This window comes from Pseudomonas sp. NDM (assembly GCF_003105095.1).
In the GTDB taxonomy this organism is placed as follows: Bacteria; Pseudomonadota; Gammaproteobacteria; order Pseudomonadales; family Pseudomonadaceae; genus Aquipseudomonas; species Aquipseudomonas moraviensis_A.
In genome coordinates this window covers 1-24,487 of the sequence record NZ_QETJ01000002.1, presented here as the reverse complement: position 1 = coordinate 24,487, position 24,487 = coordinate 1, and the positions used below count along the sequence as shown (strand labels likewise).

Genomic DNA, 24,487 nt, shown 5'->3' with positions numbered 1-24,487 from the left:
AAAATGGGCTGTGGATGAATTATCCACAGCCCATTTTCATTATTTGCCGATGCAAAAGCTGGAGAAAATCCTCCCCAGCAAATCATCCGAGCTGAACGCACCGGTAATTTCCCCCAGCGAGTGCTGAGCCTGGCGCAAATCCTCGGCGAGCAATTCGCCCGCACCGGCAAAGGTCAGTTGGGCGCGGCCGTGTTCCAATGCCGCGCTGGCGTGACGCAGTGCTTCCAGATGCCGGCGACGTGCGCTAAAGCTGCTTTCCGACGTCTGCTCGTAACCCATGCACGCCTTGAGATGGTCCCGCAGCAGGTCGAGGCCTTCCGCGGACTTGGCGCTGAGGCTGATGGTTACATGACCGTCGTCACTGGTTTCCAAAGCAATCGCTTCGCCAGAGAGGTCGGACTTGTTACGGATCAGCGTCACTTTTGCCGGGTCCGGTCGGGTTTCGAGGAATTCCGGCCAAAGAGCAAAGGGATCCAATGCCTCCGGTGCGGTCGCATCGACCACCAGTAAAACCCGATCCGCTTCACCAATGGCTTTCAACGCCCGTTCCACCCCGATCTTTTCCACATGATCATCGGTGTCCCGCAGCCCTGCAGTATCGACCACGTGCAATGGCATGCCGTCGATGTGGATATGTTCGCGCAGGATATCCCGCGTGGTACCGGCAATCTCGGTGACGATGGCGGCTTCGCGCCCCGCCAATGCATTCAACAGGCTGGATTTGCCGGCATTGGGTCGGCCGGCGATAACGACGGTCATGCCATCGCGCAACAGCGCACCCTGCCCGGCTTCGCGAAGCACTGTGGATAACTCATTGCGCACTTTGTCGAGCATGCTCAGCACATGGCCGTCGGCAAGGAAGTCGATTTCCTCTTCCGGAAAGTCGATCGCGGCTTCTACGTAGATACGCAGGCCGATCAACTGTTCGGTCAGGTTATGGACACGCTGGGAAAACGCACCTTGTAATGAACGCAAGGCATTGCGCGCAGCCTGTGCAGAACTCGCTTCGATCAAATCGGCAATCGCCTCGGCCTGGGCCAGATCGAGTTTGTCATTGAGAAAAGCACGTTCGCTGAATTCACCTGGCCGAGCGAGGCGACAACCCAGTTCCAGACAGCGCTTGAGCAACATGTCCAATACGATCGGGCCACCGTGGCCCTGCAATTCCAAAACGTCTTCGCCGGTGAACGAGTTCGGACCCGGGAAATACAGAGCCAGACCTTCATCCAGTACCTGCTGATCGTCACTGAAAAACGGCCCGTAATGGGCGTAACGCGGTTTCAGTTCGCGGCCGCTGATGGCCTTTGCCGCCACGCTGGCCAACGGCCCGGAAATACGGACGATGCCCACACCGCCGCGACCTTGAGCGGTGGCGACAGCGGCGATGGTTTCACGGGGTGTGCTCATAAAGCGGCATCCAGACAAAAGTGGCAGATAGCAAAACGCCCCACTAGGGGGCGTTTTGAGTGGTGTTATCCACAGTGCAAGTTACGCCTCGGCTTTTTTCGTCGCCGCTTCGATCTTACGCGTGATGTACCACTGTTGTGCAATCGACAGGCAGTTGTTCACAACCCAGTACAGTACCAGGCCCGCCGGGAACCACAGGAAGAAGAAGGTGAAGATGATTGGCATCATTTTCATCACTTTCGCCTGCATCGGATCCGGAGGAGTCGGGTTCAACTGCTGCTGGATGAACATGGTCGCGCCCATGATGATCGGCAGAATGAAGAACGGATCCTTGATCGACAGGTCAGTGATCCACAGCATGAACGGCGCCTGGCGCATTTCCACGCTTTCCAGCAGAACCCAGTACAGCGACAGGAACACCGGCATCTGCACGAGGATCGGCAAGCAGCCGCCCAGCGGATTGATCTTCTCTTTCTTGTATAGCTCCATCATGGCTTGCGACATTTTCTGCCGGTCATCGCCATGTTGCTCTTTCAGTGCTGCCAGTTTCGGTGCCACGGCACGCATGCGCGCCATCGATTTGTAGCTGGCCGCCGACAGAGGGAAGAAAATCCCTTTGATCAGCATGGTCAGGAAAATGATCGACCAGCCCCAGTTACCAACGATGGCATGGATGTGTTGCAGCAACCAGAAGATCGGCTGGGCAATGAACCACAGGATGCCGTAGTCGACAGTCAGTTCCAGACCTGGGGACAACTCTTTCAGTACCGCCTGACTTTTCGGACCGGCATACAGCACAGCGCTGGTTTCAACCTTGGCGCCCGGAGCAGCGGTCAAGGTAGGACCGGTGTAACCGATGATGTAGTTGCCTTTGCTGTCTTTACGGGTCTGGACGATGTTGTTTTCGCCCTTCGCCGGAATCCACGCGGTCACGAAGTAGTGCTGCAGCCAGGCCACCCAACCACCGGTTACGGTTTCCTTGAGCTGCGCCTTGTCCATGTCCTTCATCGACACTTTCTTGTACGGCTCGGAACTTGTCCACAGGGCGGCGCCCAGGTAAGTCGCGGTGCCGGTAGCAGTTGTCGACGATGGATCAGCGCTGGCGTCGCGCTTCAACTGGGCAAACATTGCGCCGTTCCAGGGCTGAGCGCTCTGGTTATCCACAATGTAGGAGACAGCCACGTCGTACAGGCCACGTTTCACGGTGAAACGCTTGATGTAGTTGACGCCATCCTTGCTGAATTTCAGGTCAACGACGAGTTGATCCTGACCGTCAGCCAGTTGGTAAACCTTCTTCTCCGACGAGTAAACCGGACGACCGGCCGGATTTGCATCCGGGCCGTTGGTGCCGATCAGACCGCTCTGAGCCAGATATACACGTTCGCCGCCGTTATCGAACAACTGGAACGGCACATCAGGACGGTCCTGGCGACGTGGATACAGAGGCAGAGTCAGTTGTGCAACGTCGCCACCCTGTGGATCGATCGCCAGATCGAGCACATCGGTCTTGACCTGAATCAGGTCCTTGCTGGCGGCGACCGGCGTTTCGGCTGGTGCGGTGGTATCGCTGGCGGCGCGCGGAATATCGTCACTGGCGGCAGTACTGGTGCCAGTGGCGGTGTCCGGCAAACCGGATGTAGTCGTACTGGAAGCAACATTCTGAGTCGGCAGGGCAGCCTGGCCATAATCCTGGTTCCATTTAAGAACCATGACGTAGGACACGATTGCCAGGGCGACGATCAGGATCGTGCGTTTGATATCCATGATTACTCGGCCATCGAAGAAGAACGGGAGGTAGGGATAGGTGGAACCGGGTCATAACCACCGGGATTCCACGGATGACAGCGACCTAAACGACGAAAGGTCAGCCAGCCACCGCGCAGAAGGCCATGATTTTCAATGGCTTCATACGCGTAGCAGGAACAACTGGGGTAGAAGCGACAGTGGCTGGCCATTAAAGGACTAATGGCATAGCGATAAAACTGGATCGGAACGAGGGCCAGTTTACGCATCGGAACTGTCTACCCCTACAGTTTCGGTTTTGACTGCCGGAACGGGCTTGTTGCGCGCCAGACGCTTCCAGAGTTTGCCGAAATGCTGAATCAATTCGGGGTTTTCTACATCACCCAAACCTTTGCGCGCGACGATAACGATGTCCCAGCCGACCAGTGAATCCTGGTGCAGACGGAACGATTCGCGCATCAGACGTTTGAGGCGATTGCGCTCAACGGAAAGCTTTACGCTCTTTTTCCCGATAACCAGCCCGAGACGGGGGTGATCAAGATCGTTGTCGCGTGCAAGGAGCAGGAGATTTTTCCCCGGAACCTTGCCGGTAGGGGAGTCAAAGACTGCCTTGAAATGCCGGGGGGTAAGCAGACGCTTTTCCCGACTGAAGTCCTGACTCACCTCCAGTACCGGATTATCAAACTGCCAGACGCGCACGACCTTTGGCGCGACGACGCGACAGGACTGCGCGGCCGTTCTTAGTAGCCATGCGAGCACGGAAACCGTGGGTACGAGCGCGTTTGATAGTGCTTGGTTGGAAAGTACGTTTCATGTCGTGTTACCTGGTTCGTCCACAACGGGCCGGAATGGCCCCCGTTTTAAGAGACCGGGGATTCTAGAGAAAGCAAGCCTTCAGGTCAATTTCCAACCAGCGTTTCCTTATAAATAGATCTCGGCACGGTTTCAGCTCGAAAGCCTGTCCGCCAGATATAGAAATAAAGAAGGGAAGTATTTAAAGCTTTTCTGTAAAGCTTGTAAAAGCTAGACACGGCATCTTCTGTGGATAAGTGCCACCAGGCCTTGTTGCTTCTGGTGTACAGAGAATGACAACTACAGTGGAAAACCGTGTTCAGCCTGTGCTGCGCCCTCGGATAAGCTGTGTGTGGAATGCGTGGTTATCCACAGCGAGGTTATCCACCGAGTTCACCCCCCAGTTGTCCAGTGCCCTCAAGGGCGTTTATCCACAGGGCTTATTCACACGCCGTTGGTCGCTTTTAGCAGCGATAGTGCATTGATAAATGATGGCGACGGCGCTACCTGCATGTGGATAAGTGAACCGCTCGCCGCTACAATGGCCGCTTGTTTTTGCCTCACCGGCTTTCAACTTAGGGGATATCCGTGTCAGTGGAACTTTGGCAGCAGTGCGTGGAGCTTTTGCGCGAAGAGCTGCCTGCCCAACAATTCAACACCTGGATCCGTCCACTACAGGTCGAAGCCGAAGGCGACGAGTTGCGCGTCTACGCACCGAATCGTTTCGTGCTGGACTGGGTCAACGAAAAGTACCTGGGTCGCGTCATTGAGTTGCTGGATGAGCACGGCAATGGCTCGACGCCGGCGTTGTCCTTGTTAATAGGCAGCAAACGCAGCTCGGCACCCCGTGCCGCACCGAACGCGCCACTGGCGGCCGCGCAGGTTTCCCAGGCGCAGGCCAATAACGTACCTGCGAGTAACCCGGCGCCCGCACCCGCTCCGGCCAAGCGTGCCACGCAGAAAACCGCTGAAGTCAGCGAAGAGCCGTCCCGCGACAGCTTCGACCCGATGGCCGGTGCCGCTTCGCAGCAGGCCCCGGTTCGCGCCGAACAGCGCACCGTGCAGGTGGAAGGTGCGCTCAAGCACACCAGTTATCTCAACCGCACGTTCACCTTCGAGAATTTCGTCGAAGGCAAGTCGAACCAGCTCGCCCGTGCGGCGGCCTGGCAGGTGGCGGACAATCCCAAGCACGGTTACAACCCGCTGTTCCTTTATGGTGGTGTCGGTCTGGGTAAGACCCACTTGATGCATGCGGTAGGCAACCATCTATTAAAGAAGAATCCGAATGCCAAGGTCGTGTACCTGCATTCCGAGCGTTTCGTGGCCGACATGGTCAAGGCGCTGCAACTGAACGCGATCAACGAGTTCAAGCGTTTCTATCGTTCGGTGGACGCTTTGCTCATCGACGACATTCAGTTCTTTGCCCGCAAGGAGCGCTCCCAGGAAGAGTTTTTCCACACCTTCAATGCTCTGCTTGAAGGTGGCCAGCAGGTCATTCTCACCAGTGACCGCTACCCGAAAGAAATCGAAGGTCTTGAGGAACGCCTCAAATCCCGCTTCGGCTGGGGCCTGACGGTGGCCGTCGAGCCGCCGGAACTCGAAACCCGCGTGGCGATCCTGATGAAGAAGGCCGACCAGGCCAAAGTCGAGTTGCCCCATGACGCCGCGTTCTTCATTGCCCAGCGCATCCGTTCCAACGTCCGCGAACTGGAGGGCGCGCTGAAACGCGTGATCGCCCACTCGCACTTCATGGGCCGCGACATCACCATCGAGCTGATTCGCGAATCCCTGAAAGACCTGTTGGCATTGCAGGACAAACTGGTCTCTGTGGATAACATTCAGCGCACCGTCGCCGAGTATTACAAGATCAAGATTTCCGACTTGCTGTCCAAGCGGCGTTCGCGCTCGGTGGCACGTCCGCGTCAGGTGGCCATGGCGTTGTCCAAGGAGCTGACCAACCACAGCCTGCCGGAAATTGGCGATGTGTTTGGCGGCCGCGACCACACCACCGTGCTGCACGCCTGCCGCAAGATCAACGAACTTAAGGAATCCGACGCGGACATCCGCGAGGACTACAAGAACCTGCTGCGTACACTGACCACTTGATGAACACCAGCGCAGCTTATTAAGGCAAGGGACGAGACCATGCATTTCACCATTCAACGCGAAGCCCTGTTGAAACCCCTGCAACTGGTCGCAGGCGTCGTCGAGCGTCGACAGACCTTGCCGGTACTGTCCAACGTGCTGTTGGTCGTCGAAGGCCAGCAATTGTCGCTGACCGGTACCGACCTTGAGGTCGAACTGGTCGGTCGTGTGCAACTTGAAGAGCCGGCCGAAACTGGTTCCATTACCGTGCCTGCGCGCAAGTTGATGGATATCTGCAAAAGCCTGCCCAACGATGCGCTGATCGACATCAAGGTCGACGAGCAGAAGCTGGTGGTGAAGGCCGGCCGTAGCCGTTTCACCCTGTCGACCCTGCCGGCCAACGATTTCCCGACCGTCGAAGAAGGCCCGGGCTCGCTGACCTGCAGCCTGGAGCAGAGCAAACTGCGTCGACTGATCGAACGCACCAGCTTCGCCATGGCCCAGCAGGACGTGCGTTATTACCTTAACGGCATGCTGCTGGAGGTTTCCGCGGGCGTAATCCGCGCCGTGGCCACCGATGGTCACCGTCTGGCGATGTGCTCGATGCAGGCCGATATCGGTCAGCCGGATCGTCATCAGGTGATCGTGCCGCGCAAAGGTATCCTCGAACTGGCGCGTCTGCTCACCGAGCCGGATGGCAACGTCAGCATCGTTCTCGGTCAGCACCATATCCGCGCCACCACCGGCGAGTTCACCTTCACCTCGAAACTGGTCGACGGTAAATTCCCGGATTACGAGCGCGTACTGCCGAAAGGTGGCGACAAGTTGGTACTCGGCGACCGCCAGGCATTGCGTGAAGCGTTCAGCCGTACCGCGATTCTGTCCAACGAGAAGTACCGCGGTATCCGTCTGCAACTGGCCAGCGGTCAGTTGAAAATCCAGGCCAACAACCCCGAGCAGGAAGAAGCGGAAGAAGAAGTGGGTGTTGAATACAACGGCGGTTCCCTGGAAATCGGCTTTAACGTGAGCTACCTGCTCGACGTGCTGGGCGTGATGACCACCGAGCAGGTACGCCTGATCCTGTCCGACTCCAACAGCAGTGCGCTGGTGCAAGAGTCCGACAATGACGACTCGGCTTACGTTGTCATGCCGATGCGTCTGTAATCAGCTGATCCTGAATGTCGTTAAGTCGTGTTTCGGTCACCGCGGTGCGCAATCTGCACCCGGTGACCTTCTCCCCCTCCCCCCGCATCAACATCCTTTACGGCGCCAACGGCAGCGGCAAAACCAGTGTTCTGGAAGCCATTCACTTGCTGGGGCTTGCCCGTTCGTTTCGTAGCACGCGGCTGCTGCCTGTCATTCAATACGAACAACTCGCCTGTACCGTATTCGGTCAGGTTGAACTGGCGGAAGGTGGTCAGAGTGCCTTGGGGATTTCTCGAGACCGTCAGGGCGAGTTCCAGATTCGCATCGATGGCCAGAACGCCCGCAGCGCTGCACAACTGGCCGAGATCCTGCCACTACAGTTGATCAACCCGGACAGTTTCCGTCTGCTGGAAGGTGCGCCGAAGATTCGCCGGCAGTTTCTCGATTGGGGCGTGTTCCACGTCGAACCGCGTTTCATGGCCACATGGCAGCGGCTTCAGAAGGCCTTGCGCCAGAGAAACTCTTGGCTGCGGCATGGTACACTTGACGCCGTTTCGCAAGCGGTTTGGGACAGGGAACTGTGCCAGGCCAGCGCTGAAATCGATGAATACCGCCGCGCTTACATCACAGCCTTGAAACCGGTCTTCGAACAGACCTTGAGCGAACTGGTTGAGCTCGAGGGTTTGACGCTCAGCTATTACCGAGGCTGGGACAAGGACCGCGATTTGAGCGCCGTACTGGCTGGATCCGTGCAACGGGACCAGCAGATGGGGCATACCCAGGCCGGCCCGCAACGCGCTGATTTGCGTCTCAGATTGGGCGCACACAATGCCGCGGACATCCTGTCCCGGGGTCAGCAGAAGCTGGTGGTCTGTGCGCTGCGGATTGCCCAAGGCCACCTGGTCAGCCAGGCCCGCCGCGGTCAGTGTATTTATCTGGTGGATGACTTGCCGTCCGAACTGGACGAGAGCCATCGTCGCGCGCTGTGCCGCTTGCTGGAAGACTTACGCTGCCAGGTGTTCATCACCTGTGTAGATCACGAATTACTGAGGGAAGGCTGGCAGACGGAAACGCCGGTCGCTTTGTTCCACGTGGAACAGGGCCGTATCACCCAGACCCACGACCATCGGGAGTGAAGGCATTGAGCGAAGAAAATACGTACGACTCAACGAGCATTAAAGTGCTGAAAGGCCTGGATGCCGTACGCAAACGTCCCGGTATGTACATTGGTGACACCGACGATGGCAGCGGTCTGCACCACATGGTGTTCGAGGTGGTCGACAACTCGATCGACGAAGCCCTCGCCGGCCATTGCGACGACATCAGCATCATCATCCACCCGGACGAGTCCATCACCGTTAAAGACAACGGTCGTGGCATTCCGGTAGACGTGCATAAAGAGGAAGGCGTGTCCGCCGCCGAGGTCATCATGACCGTCCTCCACGCTGGCGGTAAGTTCGACGACAACTCCTACAAGGTATCCGGCGGTCTGCACGGTGTAGGTGTGTCGGTAGTGAACGCGCTGTCCGAAGAGCTGGTTCTGACCGTTCGCCGTAGCGGCAAGATCTGGGAACAGACCTACGTCCACGGCGTGCCTCAGGCGCCAATGGCCATCGTTGGCGACAGCGAGACCACCGGTACCCAGATTCACTTCAAGGCTTCCAGCGAAACCTTCAAGAACATTCACTTCAGCTGGGACATCCTCGCCAAGCGCATTCGTGAACTGTCCTTCCTCAACTCCGGTGTCGGCATCGTCCTCAAGGATGAGCGCAGCGGCAAGGAAGAGCTGTTCAAGTACGAAGGCGGCCTGCGTGCATTCGTTGAATATCTGAACACCAACAAGACTGCGGTCAATCAGGTGTTCCACTTCAATATCCAGCGTGAAGACGGCATCGGCGTGGAAATCGCCCTGCAGTGGAACGACAGCTTCAATGAGAACCTGTTGTGCTTCACCAACAACATTCCGCAGCGCGACGGCGGTACTCACCTGGTGGGCTTCCGTTCGGCACTGACCCGTAACCTGAACAACTACATCGAGCAGGAAGGTCTGGCGAAGAAGCACAAAGTCGCCACAACCGGTGACGATGCCCGTGAAGGCCTGACCGCAATCATCTCGGTGAAAGTCCCGGATCCGAAGTTCAGCTCGCAGACCAAAGACAAGCTGGTGTCTTCCGAAGTGAAAACTGCGGTTGAGCAGGAGATGGGCAAATACTTCTCCGACTTCCTCCTGGAAAACCCCAACGAAGCCAAGCTGGTGGTCGGCAAGATGATCGACGCCGCGCGTGCCCGTGAAGCCGCGCGCAAGGCGCGTGAGATGACCCGCCGCAAAGGCGCGCTGGACATCGCCGGCCTGCCGGGCAAGCTCGCTGACTGCCAGGAAAAAGACCCGGCGCTGTCCGAACTGTACCTCGTGGAAGGTGACTCCGCGGGCGGCTCTGCCAAGCAGGGACGTAACCGCAAGACCCAGGCGATCCTGCCGTTGAAGGGCAAGATCCTCAACGTCGAGAAGGCCCGTTTTGACAAAATGATCTCGTCCCAGGAAGTGGGCACGCTGATCACCGCGCTGGGCTGCGGCATCGGCCGCGAAGAGTACAACATCGACAAGCTGCGCTATCACAACATCATCATCATGACCGATGCTGACGTCGACGGTTCGCACATCCGTACCCTGCTGCTGACCTTCTTCTTCCGTCAGTTGCCGGAGCTGATCGAGCGGGGCTACATCTACATCGCCCAGCCGCCGCTGTACAAGGTCAAGAAAGGCAAGCAAGAGCAATACATCAAAGACGACGACGCCATGGAAGAGTACATGACTCAGTCGGCCCTGGAAGATGCAAGCCTGCACCTGAACGAAGAAGCCCCGGGCATTTCCGGTGAAGCGCTGGAGCGTCTGGTGAATGACTTCCGCATGGTCATGAAGACCCTCAAGCGTCTGTCGCGCCTGTACCCACAGGAGCTGACCGAGCACTTCATCTACCTGCCAGCCGTCAGCCTGGAAACACTGGGCGACCACGCAGCGATGCAAGAGTGGCTGGCCCAGTACGAAGTTCGCCTGCGTACCAACGAGAAGTCCGGCCTGGTCTACAAGGCCAGCCTGCGCGAAGACCGTGAACGTGGCGTCTGGCTGCCAGAGGTCGAGCTGATCTCCCACGGCCTGTCGAACTACGTCACCTTCAACCGCGACTTCTTCGGCAGCAACGACTACAAAACCGTGGTCACCCTGGGCGCGCAACTCAGCACCCTGCTCGACGAAGGTGCGTACATCCAGCGTGGAGAACGCAAGAAAGCCGTTACCGAGTTCAAGGAAGCGCTCGACTGGCTGATGGCCGAAAGTACCAAGCGCCACACTATCCAGCGCTATAAAGGTCTGGGCGAAATGAACCCGGATCAACTGTGGGAAACCACCATGGACCCAAGCGTGCGCCGCATGCTGAAAGTCACCATCGAAGACGCCATCGGCGCAGATCAGATCTTCAACACCCTGATGGGTGATGCGGTCGAACCTCGCCGGGACTTCATCGAAAGCAACGCGTTGGCGGTATCCAACCTGGATTTCTGATCCTGGTTGCTACCCGCTCAGAAAAACCCCGGCCAGTGCGCCGGGGTTTTTTTATGTCTGAAGGAACGAGCTCAGCGATACCAGCGGCTGAGCGCCCCCGGCTCTCCGCGCAGCTCGCTCTGCACCGTGGTCAACATGTCGCTCATGCGCTGCACAAACGTATGGTTTTGCGCCAATGTCACCCGCCCCTGCTGGGCAATCGTCCTGCGCTCATCATCGTGCTCGAGGTAATAAGCGCAGATCTCCAGCAAGTCCTGAGTGTCCCGGTAGATCACCAGATCTTTGCCATCGGTGAACAGCCTGTGCAGATCCTCCTTGTCGTTGGTGACAAGGAAGCCGCCACAGCTGAGCACATCGAAGACGCGCATCGGCAGGCCGGATTCGACGAATGAGCGGATGATGTTGAGGTTGATTTTCGAGCGCTGGAAAATCCTTGGCATCTCAGTGAAGTGCTCGGCATGGCCGACATAGCTGCTTACCTGGACCTGCCATTCATCATTGCCATACACGGCAACCCTGAAACGTTTTTCAAGCCGCTGGATGACCTCGATGCGTTCCTGCCACGAGTGCTCTCTACCCAGCAGGTAAGCGAGTTTTTCCGCCACCGACAAATAGCGATCGCCCGCCAGCGGGTAGTTGGACTCCAGCTTGATGGTGCTGATGAACTCATCAGCCAGTTGCGCCGACAGGTTCAAGAAACCGTCGGGCTGATCCAGCGAGTCGATCAGTCGCTTGCAACGCTCACGGGTCTGCGACGACAGATGCGGCAATATCGAGGTGCGAAACTCAGTGCGGGTCAGGTTCGCAACGAAGCTGATGTCATGTTCCGCCAGTGAATGCTGCTCGTGAACATCGATCTGGCTGATGCGCTCCAGGTTCGCCGCGACCGGCAGATGGTAAACCTGACGAACCCCGCTCTGCCTCAGCCGCCGGGCCACTGCCGCGTCGTAGATGAAGGTAAAGCTGTGCGAATGATTGATGGCCTTGTCGTAGATCGGGTAACACGGGGTATCGATCACCCAAGCCAGGTAAGGGATTTTCAGCAGCTCGCAGACTTCACTGATGTACTGATTGAAGTTGATGGTGAGCACATAGTCGGGTCGCGTGCTCATCAGGCCCATGACGTTGTCTTCGTTCAGCGCCAGCGTTGTCACGCGCAGACCCAGGGCCTGCAATGCCTCGGCACAGTCAGCCGAGATGACGGTGGCCTCGAACACCACAATAGAGGCGGCGGTTTTTGATTGTTCGGAATACGCAGTCAATTCCCTCAGACCTTTTTCATCTTTGATAATTTTCCGGCCGTCGTGGCTCACTCATTCCCGGTCGCCACACTCTCCAACCGATACCCATATCCATAAATCGTCAGCAGTTGCCAACCCCGATCCGCGGTCAGCCCGAGCTTGTTGCGCAGCCGGTAGATGTGCGTATCCAGCGGTCGCGAGGAAGTGGTCTCTTCGTTTGGCCAGAAGCGCTCATACAGATAATCCCGCGACAACGGCCGACCCAGATTACTGAACAGACACCGCGCCAGGCGATACTCGCGTTCAGTCATGAGAATCGGTTTGCCTTCACGGGTGATGGTCAGTTCGGCGTCGTCGAAAGTCAGATCGTGAAAGGTCTGCACTTCACCCGCCGCGCTGCGCGGTTGGCTATGTCGACGCAATACCGCCGCCACCCTCGCCTTCAACTCGTTGGGGCGAAACGGCTTGCTGACATAATCATCGGCGCCGGCATTCAAGGCTTGAACGATATCGCTCTCGCCATCGCGGCTGGTCAGCATGATCGCCGCCGGTGGCGCATCCATGTGTTCGCGGGTCCAGCGCAGCAGCGCCAGACCTGTCAGGTCGGGGAGTTGCCAGTCGAGGATCAGCAGGTCGAAAGTCTCCCGACGCAGCTGGCGCAACAAGTCTTCGCCGCGCTCGAAGCTGTGCAGTGACCATGGCTGTTCTCCGGCCTCGGCCATTTGCTCCAGGGTTTGCTCGACCCGGCGCAGCTCGGCGGGTTCGTCGTCCAGAATGGCAACGCGCATCGGCGGTGTTCCTTGTCGCTGGGGCTGGGATGTCGACAATAACCACTCTACAGCCGCGATGAAAGAAGCGGCCCGTTGGCGTTCGACGTCCGCTATGATTCTTCGGGTCCACGCCTCAGACCTGAGACTTATGAAACCCACCACACGGCCTTGCCGTTCGCGCCATGCGTAAACCTCAACGCCGACATGAAAGTCGTGAGCCAAGCCAGGTGCAGCGTCTATTCCGGCGACTGGTGAGCGAGTGGTTGTGGATAAGTCTAGTGCTATTGCCGCTGACTGCTCTGTTGTCTTATCGCGCCCAGGACAATCTGCACAATCCCTCTCCTGCCTCTGGCGCGCTGCTTTCGGTGGCGATGGTCGCGGGTGTGCTGGGATTATTGCTGTGGCGGCCGCGTTGGGCGCTGTGGGTAACCTTGACTGGTATGGCGTGTACGCTGATCAGCAGCGCCATACTCGCTGAGATTCGCTACTGGTGGTCGCCCACGTCTGCCGCGCTGGGCATGTTGTTCGGTTACCTGATCTGGAACTGGCGGCGCCTGAGTGTCGTGCTCACCTACTTCGGCTGGGAGCTGGCGCGTCTGGACAGCGAACCGAAGGTCTTCCCGGAGCGACGCCGGACCCGCTTCACCGGCGCTGACCGTTTGCAGGGACAGATCATGGCGCTCGAACAAGCCATGAGCCGCACCCGCGATACCCGGCGCTTCATTGCCGATGGCCTGGAGTATTTGCCTGTGGCGACGCTGATCAGCGACCCGCAGGGCAAGATTTTGCTAGGCAATCGTAAAGCACGTGAGTTGTTCGACGATCCGTTGGTGGGCGATGACGTACTCGATCAACTGGCACGACTCGGCTATCCGGAATTATCCACAGCGCCGCGACCAGCGCTGGCAACGCTGGCGCTGCTGGAATTTCGTGATCACAAGGAACGCAGTCTGCGCCTGGAGAGAGCGGCGCTGCTGCCGGTCGACGGCGATACGCCGATCGGTTGGCTGCTCAGCCTGACTGACTTGAGCGCTGAACGCGCGGCGGAGGAACAGCGCGGCGTGCTGCTGCGTTTTCTCTCCCACGACCTGCGCGCGCCCCATTCGGCGATCCTCGCTCTGCTGGATGTGCATCGTCACCAAGCGGGGGCTGACGCACCGTTGTTCGAGCAGATCGAACGCCAGGTTCGCCGCGCGCTGGATCTGACCGATGGTTTTGTCCTGTTGGCGCGAGCCGAGTCCGAGACCTACCAGTTCCGCCCGACGTTATTCGCGATGCTGGTCTTGGACGTGCTGGATCAGGCCTTACCCATCGCCCAGCAGAAACGTATCGAACTGCTGAATCAAGTCGACGAGGAATGTCAGGAGCGGCTGATTCTCGCCGATCAGGGGTTGCTGACGCGCGCCCTGTTCAACCTGCTGGAGAACGCGATCAAGTACAGCCCGGCAGACACTACAGTGCAACTGGAGGTGACTTGTCACGGGCCATGGCTGCGCTGCGAATTGACCGACCAGGGCAAGGGCATCGCTGCCGATGAATTGCCTGACCTGTTCAGCCAGTATCGGCGCTTCTCCTCGGCCCAAGGCATCGACGGCGTGGGTCTGGGCCTGTCGATGGTCAAGGCGGTGATCGATCATCATGGCGGCACAATCGAGTGTCACAGCGTGGTCGATGCGGGAACCACCTTCTGCATCGAGTTGCCGCTGATTGCGGAATGAAGGGGCACAAAAAAACCGGCTATAACGGCCGGTTTTTTTACATCCGAATAAAACTTATGCACGGATTTCGTTCAACTTATCGATTTTGAAATATGTATAAAAATCAGTAAGTTATAGAACGATTACGGTCATTTCAGGCGAAAGCGTACACAGGTTATCCACAAAATTCAGACAGCCAGTCGATCACTTGCGGCCGGCGCCTGTGGCGCCGGTGGCAGCGAGCCCATCTCGCGTTGGGTTTTCTCGTTCCACGCTTGCACTCGGTCATTCAGATCAGCGATGGCCCGCGGCCCACTACCTTCGGCATACATCGGTTCGCCAATGACCACGGTGATCACTCCGGACTGTTTGCCCCAGCCGATTTTCGGCCAGAATTTGCCGGCATTGTGTGCAATCGGCAGCACCGGAAGCGCCGCATTCACTGCCAATGCGCTGCCACTGCGGGAGAATTTTCCGACGGTGCCGTAGGGCACTCGTGTGCCTTCAGGGAAGATCAGCACCCAGACGTTGTCCTTGAGCAGCTCGTCGCCTTTGGCCGCGACTTGTTTGAGCGCGGCTTTGGGGTTGTCGCGGTCGATGGCGATCGGGCGCAGCATGGCCATGGCCCAGCCGAAGAACGGTACGTAAAGCAGTTCGCGCTTGAGCACCTGGCTCAAGGGCGAGAAATAAGCGGAGAGAAAAAACGTCTCCCAAGTGCTCTGGTGGTTCGACTGAATCACACAGGGCCGGTCCGGCACGTTTTCCGCACCTTTGATTTCGTAGCGGATACCGAGGAACACCTTGGTCAGCCACAGGGCGCAACGGCACCAGTACACGTTGATAAAACGATAGCGCGCTTTGAAAGACAGAAAGGGCGCAATGAAAAAGCTCAGGCTGCACCACAGCAACGCTGTTGTGCCCAGCAGCAGATAGAAAAGAAAGATTCTGAAGGCCCGCAGTATCGACATGGCGACGGTTACCGTTACGGGGCAATGCCCGACTGTTCAAGCGCACTCCCGAGCAATCCCTGGCCAGGAAATTCAGAAGTACTCTAGTTGTGGATAAGTTCTGCGGCAATCGCCGCCAGATCGTCAAAAATCAGAGTGCCAACCGGCAGGGTCTTGCCCTGAGTCTTCTCGCCTTTTCCGGTCTTCACCAAAACTGGCTGTGAATCGACGGCTTTGGCGGCCTCCAGGTCACCAAGGCTGTCGCCGACGAACCAGACATTGGCCAGCTCGACGTTGTAATGCGCGGCGATGGTTTTCAGCATCCCCGGTTTCGGCTTGCGGCAATCGCAACCTTCATCCGGGCCATGCGGGCAATAAACGATCAAGCCGACTTCACCGCCCTGCTCCGCCACCAGCTCGCGCAGGCGCGCGTGCATGGCGTCGAGGGTGGCGAGGTCGTAATAGCCGCGAGCAATGCCCGACTGGTTGGTGGCCACCGCCACCGTCCAGCCGGCCTTGCTCAACTGCGCGATCGCTGCGATCGAGCCGGGCAGCGGAATCCACTCCTCCACCGACTTGATGTAGGCATCGGAGTCGTAATTGATCACGCCGTCACGATCGAGAATCAGCAGTTTCAACACCAATCCCTCAGCCCAACAGCGAAATGTCGGCAACGCCGAGGAACAGGCCACGCAGGCGCGCCAGCAGCGCGTAACGGTTGGCCCGCACATTGGCGTCGTCGGCATTGACCATCACCGCGTCGAAGAACGCGTCGACCGGCTCGCGCAGTGCCGCCAGGCGCGCCAGCGATTCGTTGTACTGACGCGCCGCGGCCATCGGCTGCACCGCCTGATCCGCTTGCTGGATCGCCGAATACAGTGAGAACTCGTTGGCATTGTCGAAGTACTTGGCTTCGACCACGGTGGGTACCGAGCCTTCGACTTTGCTCAACAGGTTCGACACACGCTTGTTCACCGCTGCCAGCGCTGCCGCTTCCGGCAGTTTGCGGAAGGCCTGCACCGCTTGTACACGCTGGTCGAAGTCCAGCGCCGAACCCGGCTTCAGTGCACGTACCGACAGGTAGGTGGCGACATCGACGCCTTCGTCTTCATAGCGCGCCCGCAGACGGTCGAAGATGAATTCCAGCACCGCCTCGTTGAGGCCGGCAGCCTTGACCTTGCCGCCGAACGCAGTCACGGCGAAAGCCACGGCGTCGTTCAGGTCGAGATCGAGTTTCTTTTCGATCAGGATACGCAGCACACCCAGTGCCGCGCGGCGCAGGGCATACGGGTCTTTGCTGCCGGTTGGCAGCATGCCGATACCGAAGATGCCGACCAGGGTGTCGAGCTTGTCGGCGATGGCGACGGCTGCACCGGTCAGGGTCGCCGGCAATTCCGCGCCGGCACCGCGTGGCATGTACTGCTCGTTCAATGCCAGCGCGACGTCCTGCGGCTCGCCGTCATTGAGGGCGTAGTAGTAACCGGCGACACCTTGCATCTCCGGGAACTCGCCAACCATTTCGGTGGCCAGGTCGCACTTCGACAGCAGGCCCGCGCGGGCAGCCCACGAAGCGTTGCCGCCAATGCGTGCGGCGATGTACGCGGCCAGTTTCGATACGCGCTCGGCCTTGTCGTAGACGCTGCCGAGTTTTTCCTGGAACACCACGTTCTGCAGGCGCAGGTTGAACGCTTCGAGCTTCTGCTTCTTGTCCTGCTTGAAGAAGAATTCGGCGTCGGTCAGACGTGGGCGCACGACTTTCTCGTTACCGGCGATGATCTGCTGCGGATCTTTGCTTTCGATGTTGGCCACAGTGATGAAACGTGGCAGCAACTTGCCGTCGGCATCCAGCAGGCAGAAGTACTTCTGGTTGTCCTGCATGGTGGTGATCAGCGCTTCCTGCGGCACGTCGAGGAAACGTTCTTCGAACGAGCACACCAGCGGCACCGGCCATTCGACCAGTGCGGTCACTTCGTCGAGCAGCGCCGGTGGCACGATTGCCGTGCCTTCCTGGCGCGTGGCCAGTTCTTCGGTACGCTTGCTGATGATCTCGCGACGCTCGTTGGCGTCGGCCAATACGTACGCGGCACGCAGGTCGGCGAGGTAGCTCGACGGCGAACCGATGCGCACGGCTTCCGGATGGTGGAAACGGTGACCACGGGAATCGCGGCCAGCCTTCTGCGCGAGGATCGTGCAGTCGATGACCTGATCACCGAGCAGCATCACCAGCCACTGGGTCGGACGCACGAACTCTTCCTTGCGCGCACCCCAACGCATGCGTTTCGGGATTGGCAGGTCGTTCAACGAATCTTCGACGATGGTCGGCAGCAGGCTCGCGGTCGGCTTGCCGGCGATGTTCTGGCTGTAGCGCAGTTTCGGACCGCTTTGATCGATCTCGCTCAAGTCAACGCCACACTTCTTGGCGAAGCCAAGGGCGGCCTGAGTCGGATTGCCGTCAGCGTCGAACGCGGCCTGACGTGGCGGGCCGTCGAGGTTGATGCTGCGATCCGGCTGCTGAGTGGCCAGCGCAGTGATCAGCACGGCCAGGCGACGCGGCGCGGCATAAACGGTTTTGCTTTCGTAGCTCAGGCCGGCGGCTTGCAGGCCCTTGTCGATACCCGCGAGGAACGCTTCAGCCAACGTGTTGAGGGCTTTGGGTGGCAGTTCTTCGGTGCCCAGTTCAACCAGAAAATCTTGCGCACTCATTGTGCAGCCTCCAGCTTGGCCAGTACTTCGTCACGCAGGTCCGGGGTCGCCATCGGGAAGCCCAGCTTGGCGCGTGCCAGCAGGTAGGCTTGCGCAACGGAACGCGCCAGGGTGCGCACGCGCAGAATGTATTGCTGACGCGCAGTCACCGAGATCGCCCGGCGCGCATCCAGCAGGTTGAAGGTATGCGAAGCCTTCAGCACCATTTCGTAGCTTGGCAACGGCAGCGGCTGGTCGAGTTCGATCAGGCGCTTGGCTTCGCTTTCATAGAAGTCGAACAGTTCGAACAGTTTGTCGACGTTGGCGTGTTCGAAGTTGTAGGTGGACTGCTCCACTTCGTTCTGGTGGAACACGTCGCCGTAGGTGACTTTGCCGAACGGGCCGTCAGCCCAGACCAGGTCGTAGACCGAATCGACGCCTTGCAGGTACATGGCCAGGCGCTCGAGACCGTAGGTGATCTCGCCGGTCACCGGGTAGCACTCGATGCCCCCCGCTTGCTGGAAGTAGGTGAACTGGGTGACCTCCATGCCGTTGAGCCAGACTTCCCAGCCCAGACCCCAGGCGCCGAGGGTCGGCGATTCCCAGTTGTCTTCGACGAAGCGGATGTCGTGCACCAGCGGATCGAGGCCGACATGCTTGAGCGAGCCCAGGTACAGTTCCTGGAAGTTGTCCGGGTTCGGCTTGAGCACGACCTGGAACTGGTAGTAGTGCTGCAGACGGTTCGGGTTTTCGCCGTAACGGCCGTCAGTCGGACGGCGGCTTGGCTGTACGTAAGCGGCGTTCCAGGTTTCCGGGCCGATGGCGCGCAGGAAGGTCGCGGTGTGGAAAGTGCCGGCGCCTACTTCCATATCGTAGGGCTGAAGTACCACACAACCTTGCTCGGCCCAGTATTGCTGGAGCGCGAGGATCAAGTCTTGGAAGGTACGCACGGCTGGCGTAGGCTGGCTCACGAAATTCACCTGTTTCTTGGGCTGCGATTTAAAGAGCGGGAGTATACCCGATTCGTTGCTGCGCACGCCCCCTGGAGCCTTATGCCACGCTGCTTTTGGTGTACCGAAGATCCGCTGTACATGGCTTATCACGATCAGGAGTGGGGCACGCCGCTACGCGATGCGCAGGGTTTGTTCGAGTTGCTTTTGCTCGAAGGGTTCCAGGCCGGGCTGTCGTGGATCACCGTGCTGCGCAAGCGCGAGCGTTATCGTCAGGTGCTCTTCGGCTTCGATGTGCAGCGCGTGGCGCAGATGAGTGACGCCGAGATCGATGAACTGATGCTCGACCCTGGCATCATCCGCAACCGCCTGAAACTCAACGCTGCCCGGCGCAATGCGCAAGCCTGGCTGGCGCTGGAGGATCCGGTGGCGTTCCTCTGGTCGTTCGTTGGCGACCGACCGATCATCAATCATTTCAAGGATCGCAGCGAAGTCCCGGCGATCACCCCCCAAGCGCTGGCGATGAGCAAAGCGCTGAAAAAGGCCGGCTTCACCTTCGTCGGCCCGACCATTTGCTACGCGCTGATGCAGGCCTCGGGCATGGTCATGGACCACACCCAGGATTGCGACCGCTACGCGCAGCTTGCCAACGGCGGTTAGAATGCCCGCCTCGCGCATCGCACATAATCAGGAGTGACCTGTGGAAAAGTTTAAAGGCGCCTTGCTGGTAGGCGCTCTGCGGCTGTTTGCCCTGCTGCCATGGCGAGCCGTGCAAGCCGTGGGTTCGGCGATCGGCTGGATCATGTGGAAAACCCCCAACCGCTCCCGCGACGTAGTGCGGATCAACCTTGCCAAGTGTTTTCCACAGATGGATGCGGCCGAGCGCGAGCGTCTGGTCGGTCAGAGTCTGAAGGACATCGGCAAGTCGCTGACAGAAAGCGCCTGCGCATGGATCTGGCCGGCGCAGCGTTCGATTGATCTGGTCCGCGAAGTCGAAGGCCTCGATGTGCTCAAGGATGCGCTGGCTTCGGGCAAAGGCGTGGTCGGCATCACCAGCCACCTGGGCAACTGGGAAGTGCTCAACCATTTCTATTGCAGCCAGTGCAAACCGATCATTTTCTACCGTCCGCCGAAGCTCAAGGCTGTGGATGAATTGCTGCGCAAACAGCGCGTGCAATTGGGCAACAAAGTTGCAGCGTCGACCAAGGAAGGCATCCTCAGTGTGATCAAGGAAGTGCGCAAGGGTGGTGCAGTTGGCATTCCCGCCGACCCGGAACCGGCCGAGTCCGCCGGGATTTTCGTGCCGTTCTTCGCCACTCAGGCACTGACCAGCAAATTCGTGCCGAACATGCTCGCCGGCGGCAAAGCGGTCGGAGTGTTCCTGCACGCCCTGCGCCTGCCTGACGGCTCAGGCTACAAAGTGATCCTCGAAGCCGCGCCAGAAGCGATGTACAGCACCGATACCGCAGAGTCCTGCGCAGCCATGAGCAAAGTGGTCGAGCGTTACGTCGCGGCGTATCCGAGCCAGTACATGTGGAGCATGAAACGCTTCAAGAAGCGTCCGCCGGGTGAGGCGCGCTGGTACTGAGTGGACTCGATCTGGTGACGGTCAATGCAGACGCATTGCGCTGTCCGTAGCTCAAGGCGCCTGTCGCTCAAGCTTCTTGAGAAATACCGTCATTTCCTTCTCGGCCTGCTTGTCGCCATGGGTGCGGGCCGCTTCCAGGCCTTGCTCCCAGGCCTGACGCGCAGCGGCGTGATCGCCCAGCGCCAGCTGCGCCTTGCCCAGCAATTTCCACGCTGCCGAGTATTTCGGATCGAACCCCACACAGCGCTGAAAATGCTCGGCAGCCTTGGCGTTTTCGCCCAGATCCAGATACCCCTTGCCCAGGCCGAAGCGCAACAAAGCGTTATCCACACCCTTGGCGAGCATTTTTTCCAGGGATTCGAGCATTGGTGGATTCCTTTCTTTTGTTCGTCAGTGAACCTGCGAGTCTTTCATACCGCTTTCGCGAGCAGGCTCGCTCCCACATTGGAATTGGGTTGGGCTTCACAACAAACTCCACGAAACCCCAACATAAACACCCATCCCTTCACCCGGTGTCGACCGTGCGGCATCCAGCCCTTTGTCGTCATACCCCGGGGTGACCGTTGCTGCGTAGCGTTTGCCGGTCAGGTTGCGCATGTCCACCCAGCCTTGCCAGTCACCCTTCGGCGCGTTGTAGCCCAGCGTGGCGCCGAACAGGGCGTACGGGTCGGCGTAATAGCTGTTGGCGTAGTCCACGGCCACTTTGGATACCAGCTGCGTGTTCACGGCCGCGAAGAAACCTTGCGGCCAGTCGTAGCGCAGCTCTCCCTGGTAGTAGTGCATCGGCAAACCGGGCAGGCGGTTGTCGCCGAAGCGTTCATCGTCGCGGTAGTGGAAATCGCTGAACGTGTAGGCCTGGCGCAAGCTCAACTGGCGCCCGTCGGCGGCGGTCCAGAGTTTGCTGTCGAGACTGGCCTCGATGCCCTGGTGCACGGTCGGGCTGGCGTTGAGTTCGTAAGGCGTGACGGCGTTGGCGTCGGGCAGTACCGAGAGCAGTTCGTGACGAACTTGCGCGTAGTACCAGGCAAGGCTCCATTCGCCGAAGGCGCTGTCGCCACGGCCGCCGAGTTCCAGGGTGGTGGCAGTCTGGTTTTGCAGTTCGATCGGGTCGCGCTGGGTGCCGGTGGCGGCACCGTTGCCGGCAGGGAAGCGAACGTTGGAGCTGTAGATCAATGACCACGGATGGGGTGCTTCGACGGAGCGGCTGAGGTTGCCGAACACTTGCACGTCCGGTGTGATCTGGTAGCGCAGGCCAATGCGCGGTGCGTAGTCCCAGTCGTTGAGACTGGTTTTGCCGCCGCCCTGCGGGTAGGTCACGGCGCTCTCGCGGCGGGTGTAGATGGCGGCGAGGCCGGTGGTCAGCCAGAGGTCGTCGGCGATTTCCAGGTCGTTACCGAAATGCAGCACGGTGTCCGACCCCTGATAAGTGAAGTTGCGCATACGCGTGCCCGGTGCATAGCTGGCGGTGTTGCCGCTCGGGATGCGCACGAACTCGCTGGCGCCATCGTTGGGCAGGTGCTTGGTGACGCGCAGCCCGACAGTGCTGCGGCTTTCCAGGCCGAACAGGGTGTCGCGGCGCTTGTAGTCGAAGGTGCCGCTGACGTCGGTGTAAGCCACCTTCAGCCGGTTCGGGCCTTCGCGCAAATCCATCGGGTAGTCGTGGTAGACGAGGCCGGTCTGGATGCTCGAATCGTCATCGAGGTAGAACGTGGTCTTGTTGCCGATGAAGGTACTGCCGGGTTGTTTGCGGCTGTCGTCGCGCGCCACATACGCCGGGTTGGCTGCCCGAGGACTGTGTTCGATGGAATGTTTGGTCACGCGGCCGGCGAGGTCGTTGTCGGTTTCCCGGTAGCGGAAGTAGAAGCGGGTTTCCAGGTTCGGGTTGAAGCGATAGCCGAAGTTGGCGATCAGGCCTTTGCTTTCACTGGCGGTGTGGTCCTGATAGCCATCGGCGTCGGCACCGGTCAGCGACACGTAGTAATCGAAATCCCCCAGCACTTGCCCGGAGCTGACCTGTCTTTGCTGATAACCATGGCTGCCGGTGGCGTAGCGCACTTGCAGTTTCGGCGCGGTATAACCGGTGTGGCTGACGTAATCGATAGCGCCGCCCAGCGCCAGCGCGCCGCGATCAAAACCGTTGGCGCCGCGCAGCACTTCGACATGGTCGACCCATAGCGGCTCGAGCAATTCATACGGAGTGCCGCCGGGGCCGGTCAACGGCAGGCCATCGAGCATCGTATACAGCCCCGAGGCGTGGGCGCCGGGTGCGCGGTTGATCCCCGATCCGCGAATGGAAATCTTCACGCCTTCGTTGCCCGCCGACTGCGCATACACCCCTGGCTGAAAGGCCAGCACGTCCTGATTGCTGGCCACGCGGCCCTGCAATGGCTGGCGCATGTCGACCACGTTGCTGCCGCCGGGCACCTGTTCGAGGCGTTCGCGAGCCTCTTCGACCGCTGCATCCGTGCCGCTGCGCTCATCCGCCGAAATCAGCACTTGCCCCAGTTCCAGACCCTGGGTCTCGGCCATTGCCGGACAGGCCAGGGCCAGACCGAGCAGGGCAGTGGGCAGTGATTTGGACGACGGCATCGAAAAACTCCAGCAAACAGGGGATCGGGCAATGAACAGTGCGACGTCAGAACAAATGCAGGAAACACATGATGATCCGGCTTTTTTCCCCGGCAATGGCAAACAACCGGGCGTGGACTAACCTCACGGATCAGGCCTCCAGGGTCAATAAACAATTTCACTGGGCTGTTGAAGCGCGAGGATCGATTCATGGCGAAAGACAGGAAGAAACCCGCAAAGGCCATAGAACGCCCGCGCTTGAAAAACAAGGACTACCTCGACCAGTTGCGCAAGCTGCACGTGGAGCTGGTCAAGCTGCAGGAGTGGGTCATCGCCAAGGGTGTCAAGGTGTGTATCGTCTTTGAAGGCCGCGATGGTGCCGGCAAGGGCGGCACGATCAAAGCGATTACCGAGCGCGTGAGCCCACGAGTGTTTCGCGTTGTCGCGCTGCCGGCGCCAACCGATCGCGAGAAGAGCCAGATGCATGTGCAGCGCTATCTTCCGCACCTGCCGGCGGGCGGTGAAGTGGTGATCTTCGACCGCAGTTGGTACAACCGCGCCGGTGTCGAGCGGGTCATGGGTTTTTGCACCGAGGAACAGGCCGACAAGTTTCTCAAGTCGATCCCGTGGGTGGAAAACGCCATCGTCGATTCGGGGGTGATCCTGCTCAAGTACTGGCTTGAGGTCAGCCCCGAAGAGCAGACCCGCCGGCTCGAAGCGCGAATCAATGACGGGCGCAAGATCTGGAAACTGACGCCGATGGATCTGAAATCCTACAGCCGCTGGTTCGACTATTCACGGGCGCGGGACGAGATGTTCAAGCACACCGATACCGATCGGGCGCCGTGGATGGTGGCCGACTCCAATGACAAACGGCGCGCACGGCTGAACATCATTACCGATCTGCTCAGTCGCATCCCTTATGAAGAGGTGGAGCGTGACAAGGTCGAATTGCCGAAACGGCAGAAGCCGGGCAAGTACCGGGAGCCGGATTATCCGTATAAGCGGGTGGCTGAGCGGTTTTGACATTGCCGGTTTTTTTGGGGGGGGCTTGGCGGCCTTTGGGCCGACCATGCGCTGGGGTTTTGGGGGGATATCCGTTTTTTTTCGGTGCTGCGGCTGGCGGTTTCGCCCTTACGGCGAGTCACCTTTTCCAGGCGCCGAAAAGGTAACCGAAAAGGCTTGCTCCTGCGTTCGGCCCTCGCAGGCTCGGGTTCCTTCGCTGCGGGATCGATCCCGGCCCACCGGCTCCCGTTTGCTTCGCTCCCCCTCAACCCCCTGTTTCCCGCCGCGGCCTGCGGTGCCTTCTCCC

At 59.3% G+C, this 24,487-nt stretch carries 21 protein-coding genes; 8 read left to right on the top strand and 13 right to left on the bottom strand.

Translation table 11 applies throughout. The annotated features are described in order from the left end of the window. Positions 1 to 39: 39 nt before the first annotated feature. The 5 genes from mnmE to rpmH all read right to left on the bottom strand — a co-directional run bounded on the left by mnmE (position 40) and on the right by rpmH (position 3,964). Entirely contained in the window at positions 40 to 1,407 is a 1,368-nt protein-coding gene (gene mnmE, locus DCO47_RS00600; RefSeq protein ID WP_116657208.1) for a tRNA uridine-5-carboxymethylaminomethyl(34) synthesis GTPase MnmE, read from the bottom strand. 81 nt (positions 1,408 to 1,488) lie between these two features. Further along, on the bottom strand, positions 1,489 to 3,171 hold the full coding sequence (gene yidC / locus DCO47_RS00595) for a membrane protein insertase YidC (protein ID WP_064365205.1): 1,683 nt from the start codon (positions 3,169 to 3,171) through the stop codon (positions 1,489 to 1,491). Positions 3,172 to 3,173: 2 nt separating this feature from the next. Then, positions 3,174 to 3,419 carry a membrane protein insertion efficiency factor YidD gene (gene yidD, locus DCO47_RS00590; RefSeq protein ID WP_010465488.1) on the bottom strand — a complete coding sequence of 82 codons (246 nt, stop codon included), beginning with the start codon at positions 3,417 to 3,419 and terminating at the stop codon, positions 3,174 to 3,176. Then, on the bottom strand, positions 3,412 to 3,813 hold the full coding sequence (rnpA, locus tag DCO47_RS00585; RefSeq protein ID WP_064365270.1) for a ribonuclease P protein component: 402 nt from the start codon (positions 3,811 to 3,813) through the stop codon (positions 3,412 to 3,414). The genes yidD and rnpA overlap by 8 nt, the downstream gene beginning before the upstream one ends. 16 nt (positions 3,814 to 3,829) lie before the next feature. Continuing rightward, complete coding sequence (rpmH, locus tag DCO47_RS00580; RefSeq protein ID WP_003213577.1) at positions 3,830 to 3,964, bottom strand: 50S ribosomal protein L34; 135 nt, start codon at positions 3,962 to 3,964, stop codon at positions 3,830 to 3,832. A 566-nt stretch (positions 3,965 to 4,530) separates the two neighbouring features. Here rpmH and dnaA point away from each other — a divergent pair. The 4 genes from dnaA to gyrB are packed head-to-tail and all read left to right on the top strand — an operon-like array spanning position 4,531 to position 10,732. Then, positions 4,531 to 6,048: a chromosomal replication initiator protein DnaA gene (dnaA, locus tag DCO47_RS00575; RefSeq protein WP_064365206.1), complete on the top strand. Its 1,518-nt coding sequence runs from the start codon at positions 4,531 to 4,533 to the stop codon at positions 6,046 to 6,048. Between the two features lie 39 nt (positions 6,049 to 6,087). Next, complete coding sequence (dnaN, locus tag DCO47_RS00570) at positions 6,088 to 7,191, top strand: DNA polymerase III subunit beta (protein WP_016772390.1); 1,104 nt, start codon at positions 6,088 to 6,090, stop codon at positions 7,189 to 7,191. A gap of 14 nt (positions 7,192 to 7,205) precedes the next feature. Further along, entirely contained in the window at positions 7,206 to 8,309 is a 1,104-nt protein-coding gene (gene recF, locus DCO47_RS00565; RefSeq protein ID WP_042607980.1) for a DNA replication/repair protein RecF, read from the top strand. A 5-nt stretch (positions 8,310 to 8,314) separates the two neighbouring features. Next, entirely contained in the window at positions 8,315 to 10,732 is a 2,418-nt protein-coding gene (gyrB, locus tag DCO47_RS00560; RefSeq protein ID WP_024014948.1) for a DNA topoisomerase (ATP-hydrolyzing) subunit B, read from the top strand. A 71-nt stretch (positions 10,733 to 10,803) separates the two neighbouring features. On the opposite strand, the gene DCO47_RS00555 is transcribed toward gyrB, so the two are convergent. After that, positions 10,804 to 11,994, bottom strand: a complete 1,191-nt coding sequence (locus DCO47_RS00555) for a glycosyltransferase (protein WP_116657246.1) — start codon at positions 11,992 to 11,994, stop codon at positions 10,804 to 10,806. 47 nt (positions 11,995 to 12,041) lie between these two features. After that, positions 12,042 to 12,761, bottom strand: coding sequence for a response regulator transcription factor (locus DCO47_RS00550; protein WP_116657207.1), 720 nt, complete (start codon positions 12,759 to 12,761; stop codon positions 12,042 to 12,044). Between the two features lie 164 nt (positions 12,762 to 12,925). On the opposite strand from DCO47_RS00550, the gene DCO47_RS00545 reads away from it, so the two are divergent. Then, on the top strand, positions 12,926 to 14,461 hold the full coding sequence (locus DCO47_RS00545) for a PAS domain-containing sensor histidine kinase (RefSeq protein ID WP_116657206.1): 1,536 nt from the start codon (positions 12,926 to 12,928) through the stop codon (positions 14,459 to 14,461). A gap of 167 nt (positions 14,462 to 14,628) precedes the next feature. On the opposite strand, the gene DCO47_RS00540 is transcribed toward DCO47_RS00545, so the two are convergent. From DCO47_RS00540 to glyQ, 4 genes are all read right to left on the bottom strand, one after another. Next, positions 14,629 to 15,408, bottom strand: a complete 780-nt coding sequence (locus tag DCO47_RS00540) for a 1-acyl-sn-glycerol-3-phosphate acyltransferase (RefSeq protein ID WP_042607977.1) — start codon at positions 15,406 to 15,408, stop codon at positions 14,629 to 14,631. A gap of 83 nt (positions 15,409 to 15,491) precedes the next feature. After that, entirely contained in the window at positions 15,492 to 16,031 is a 540-nt protein-coding gene (gene gmhB / locus DCO47_RS00535) for a D-glycero-beta-D-manno-heptose 1,7-bisphosphate 7-phosphatase (protein ID WP_165839171.1), read from the bottom strand. Between the two features lie 4 nt (positions 16,032 to 16,035). Next, complete coding sequence (gene glyS / locus DCO47_RS00530; protein ID WP_083353886.1) at positions 16,036 to 18,090, bottom strand: glycine--tRNA ligase subunit beta; 2,055 nt, start codon at positions 18,088 to 18,090, stop codon at positions 16,036 to 16,038. Continuing rightward, complete coding sequence (glyQ, locus tag DCO47_RS00525; protein WP_003187265.1) at positions 18,087 to 19,040, bottom strand: glycine--tRNA ligase subunit alpha; 954 nt, start codon at positions 19,038 to 19,040, stop codon at positions 18,087 to 18,089. Before glyQ ends, glyS begins: the two co-directional genes overlap by 4 nt. Before the next feature lie 81 nt (positions 19,041 to 19,121). On the opposite strand from glyQ, the gene tag reads away from it, so the two are divergent. Next, on the top strand, positions 19,122 to 19,679 hold the full coding sequence (tag, locus tag DCO47_RS00520; protein ID WP_042607974.1) for a DNA-3-methyladenine glycosylase I: 558 nt from the start codon (positions 19,122 to 19,124) through the stop codon (positions 19,677 to 19,679). A gap of 40 nt (positions 19,680 to 19,719) precedes the next feature. Beyond that, positions 19,720 to 20,607 (top strand): lysophospholipid acyltransferase, encoded by an 888-nt coding sequence (locus tag DCO47_RS00515; RefSeq protein WP_024014955.1) that lies wholly within the window; start codon positions 19,720 to 19,722, stop codon positions 20,605 to 20,607. Positions 20,608 to 20,658: 51 nt separating this feature from the next. Here the strand turns inward: DCO47_RS00515 and DCO47_RS00510 are convergent, their stop codons facing one another. Both DCO47_RS00510 and DCO47_RS00505 read right to left on the bottom strand, forming a co-directional pair. Next, positions 20,659 to 20,973, bottom strand: a complete 315-nt coding sequence (locus tag DCO47_RS00510; RefSeq protein WP_116657205.1) for a tetratricopeptide repeat protein — start codon at positions 20,971 to 20,973, stop codon at positions 20,659 to 20,661. 96 nt (positions 20,974 to 21,069) lie between these two features. Next, positions 21,070 to 23,196 carry a TonB-dependent receptor domain-containing protein gene (locus DCO47_RS00505; protein ID WP_116657204.1) on the bottom strand — a complete coding sequence of 709 codons (2,127 nt, stop codon included), beginning with the start codon at positions 23,194 to 23,196 and terminating at the stop codon, positions 21,070 to 21,072. A gap of 189 nt (positions 23,197 to 23,385) precedes the next feature. Here DCO47_RS00505 and ppk2 point away from each other — a divergent pair, with 189 nt between their 5' ends. Continuing rightward, the gene (gene ppk2 / locus DCO47_RS00500) at positions 23,386 to 24,201 is read left to right on the top strand and encodes a polyphosphate kinase 2 (protein ID WP_083352961.1); all 816 of its coding nucleotides are present in this window, start codon (positions 23,386 to 23,388) and stop codon (positions 24,199 to 24,201) included. The last annotated feature ends 286 nt before the right edge of the window (positions 24,202 to 24,487 follow it).

Bases quoted from the DNA above. Each gene is read 5' to 3' on its own strand.
- mnmE (WP_116657208.1), bottom strand. From the start codon at position 1,407: ATGAGCACACCCCGTGAAACCATCGCCGCTGTCGCCACCGCTCAAGGT.
- yidC (WP_064365205.1), bottom strand. From the start codon at position 3,171: ATGGATATCAAACGCACGATCCTGATCGTCGCCCTGGCAATCGTGTCC.
- yidD (WP_010465488.1), bottom strand. From the start codon at position 3,419: ATGCGTAAACTGGCCCTCGTTCCGATCCAGTTTTATCGCTATGCCATT.
- rpmH (WP_003213577.1), bottom strand. From the start codon at position 3,964: ATGAAACGTACTTTCCAACCAAGCACTATCAAACGCGCTCGTACCCAC.
- dnaN (WP_016772390.1), top strand. From the start codon at position 6,088: ATGCATTTCACCATTCAACGCGAAGCCCTGTTGAAACCCCTGCAACTG.
- recF (WP_042607980.1), top strand. From the start codon at position 7,206: ATGTCGTTAAGTCGTGTTTCGGTCACCGCGGTGCGCAATCTGCACCCG.
- DCO47_RS00550 (WP_116657207.1), bottom strand. From the start codon at position 12,761: ATGCGCGTTGCCATTCTGGACGACGAACCCGCCGAGCTGCGCCGGGTC.
- DCO47_RS00545 (WP_116657206.1), top strand. From the start codon at position 12,926: ATGCGTAAACCTCAACGCCGACATGAAAGTCGTGAGCCAAGCCAGGTG.
- DCO47_RS00540 (WP_042607977.1), bottom strand. From the start codon at position 15,408: ATGTCGATACTGCGGGCCTTCAGAATCTTTCTTTTCTATCTGCTGCTG.
- glyS (WP_083353886.1), bottom strand. From the start codon at position 18,090: ATGAGTGCGCAAGATTTTCTGGTTGAACTGGGCACCGAAGAACTGCCA.
- tag (WP_042607974.1), top strand. From the start codon at position 19,122: ATGCCACGCTGCTTTTGGTGTACCGAAGATCCGCTGTACATGGCTTAT.
- DCO47_RS00510 (WP_116657205.1), bottom strand. From the start codon at position 20,973: ATGCTCGAATCCCTGGAAAAAATGCTCGCCAAGGGTGTGGATAACGCT.
- DCO47_RS00505 (WP_116657204.1), bottom strand. From the start codon at position 23,196: ATGCCGTCGTCCAAATCACTGCCCACTGCCCTGCTCGGTCTGGCCCTG.
- ppk2 (WP_083352961.1), top strand. From the start codon at position 23,386: ATGGCGAAAGACAGGAAGAAACCCGCAAAGGCCATAGAACGCCCGCGC.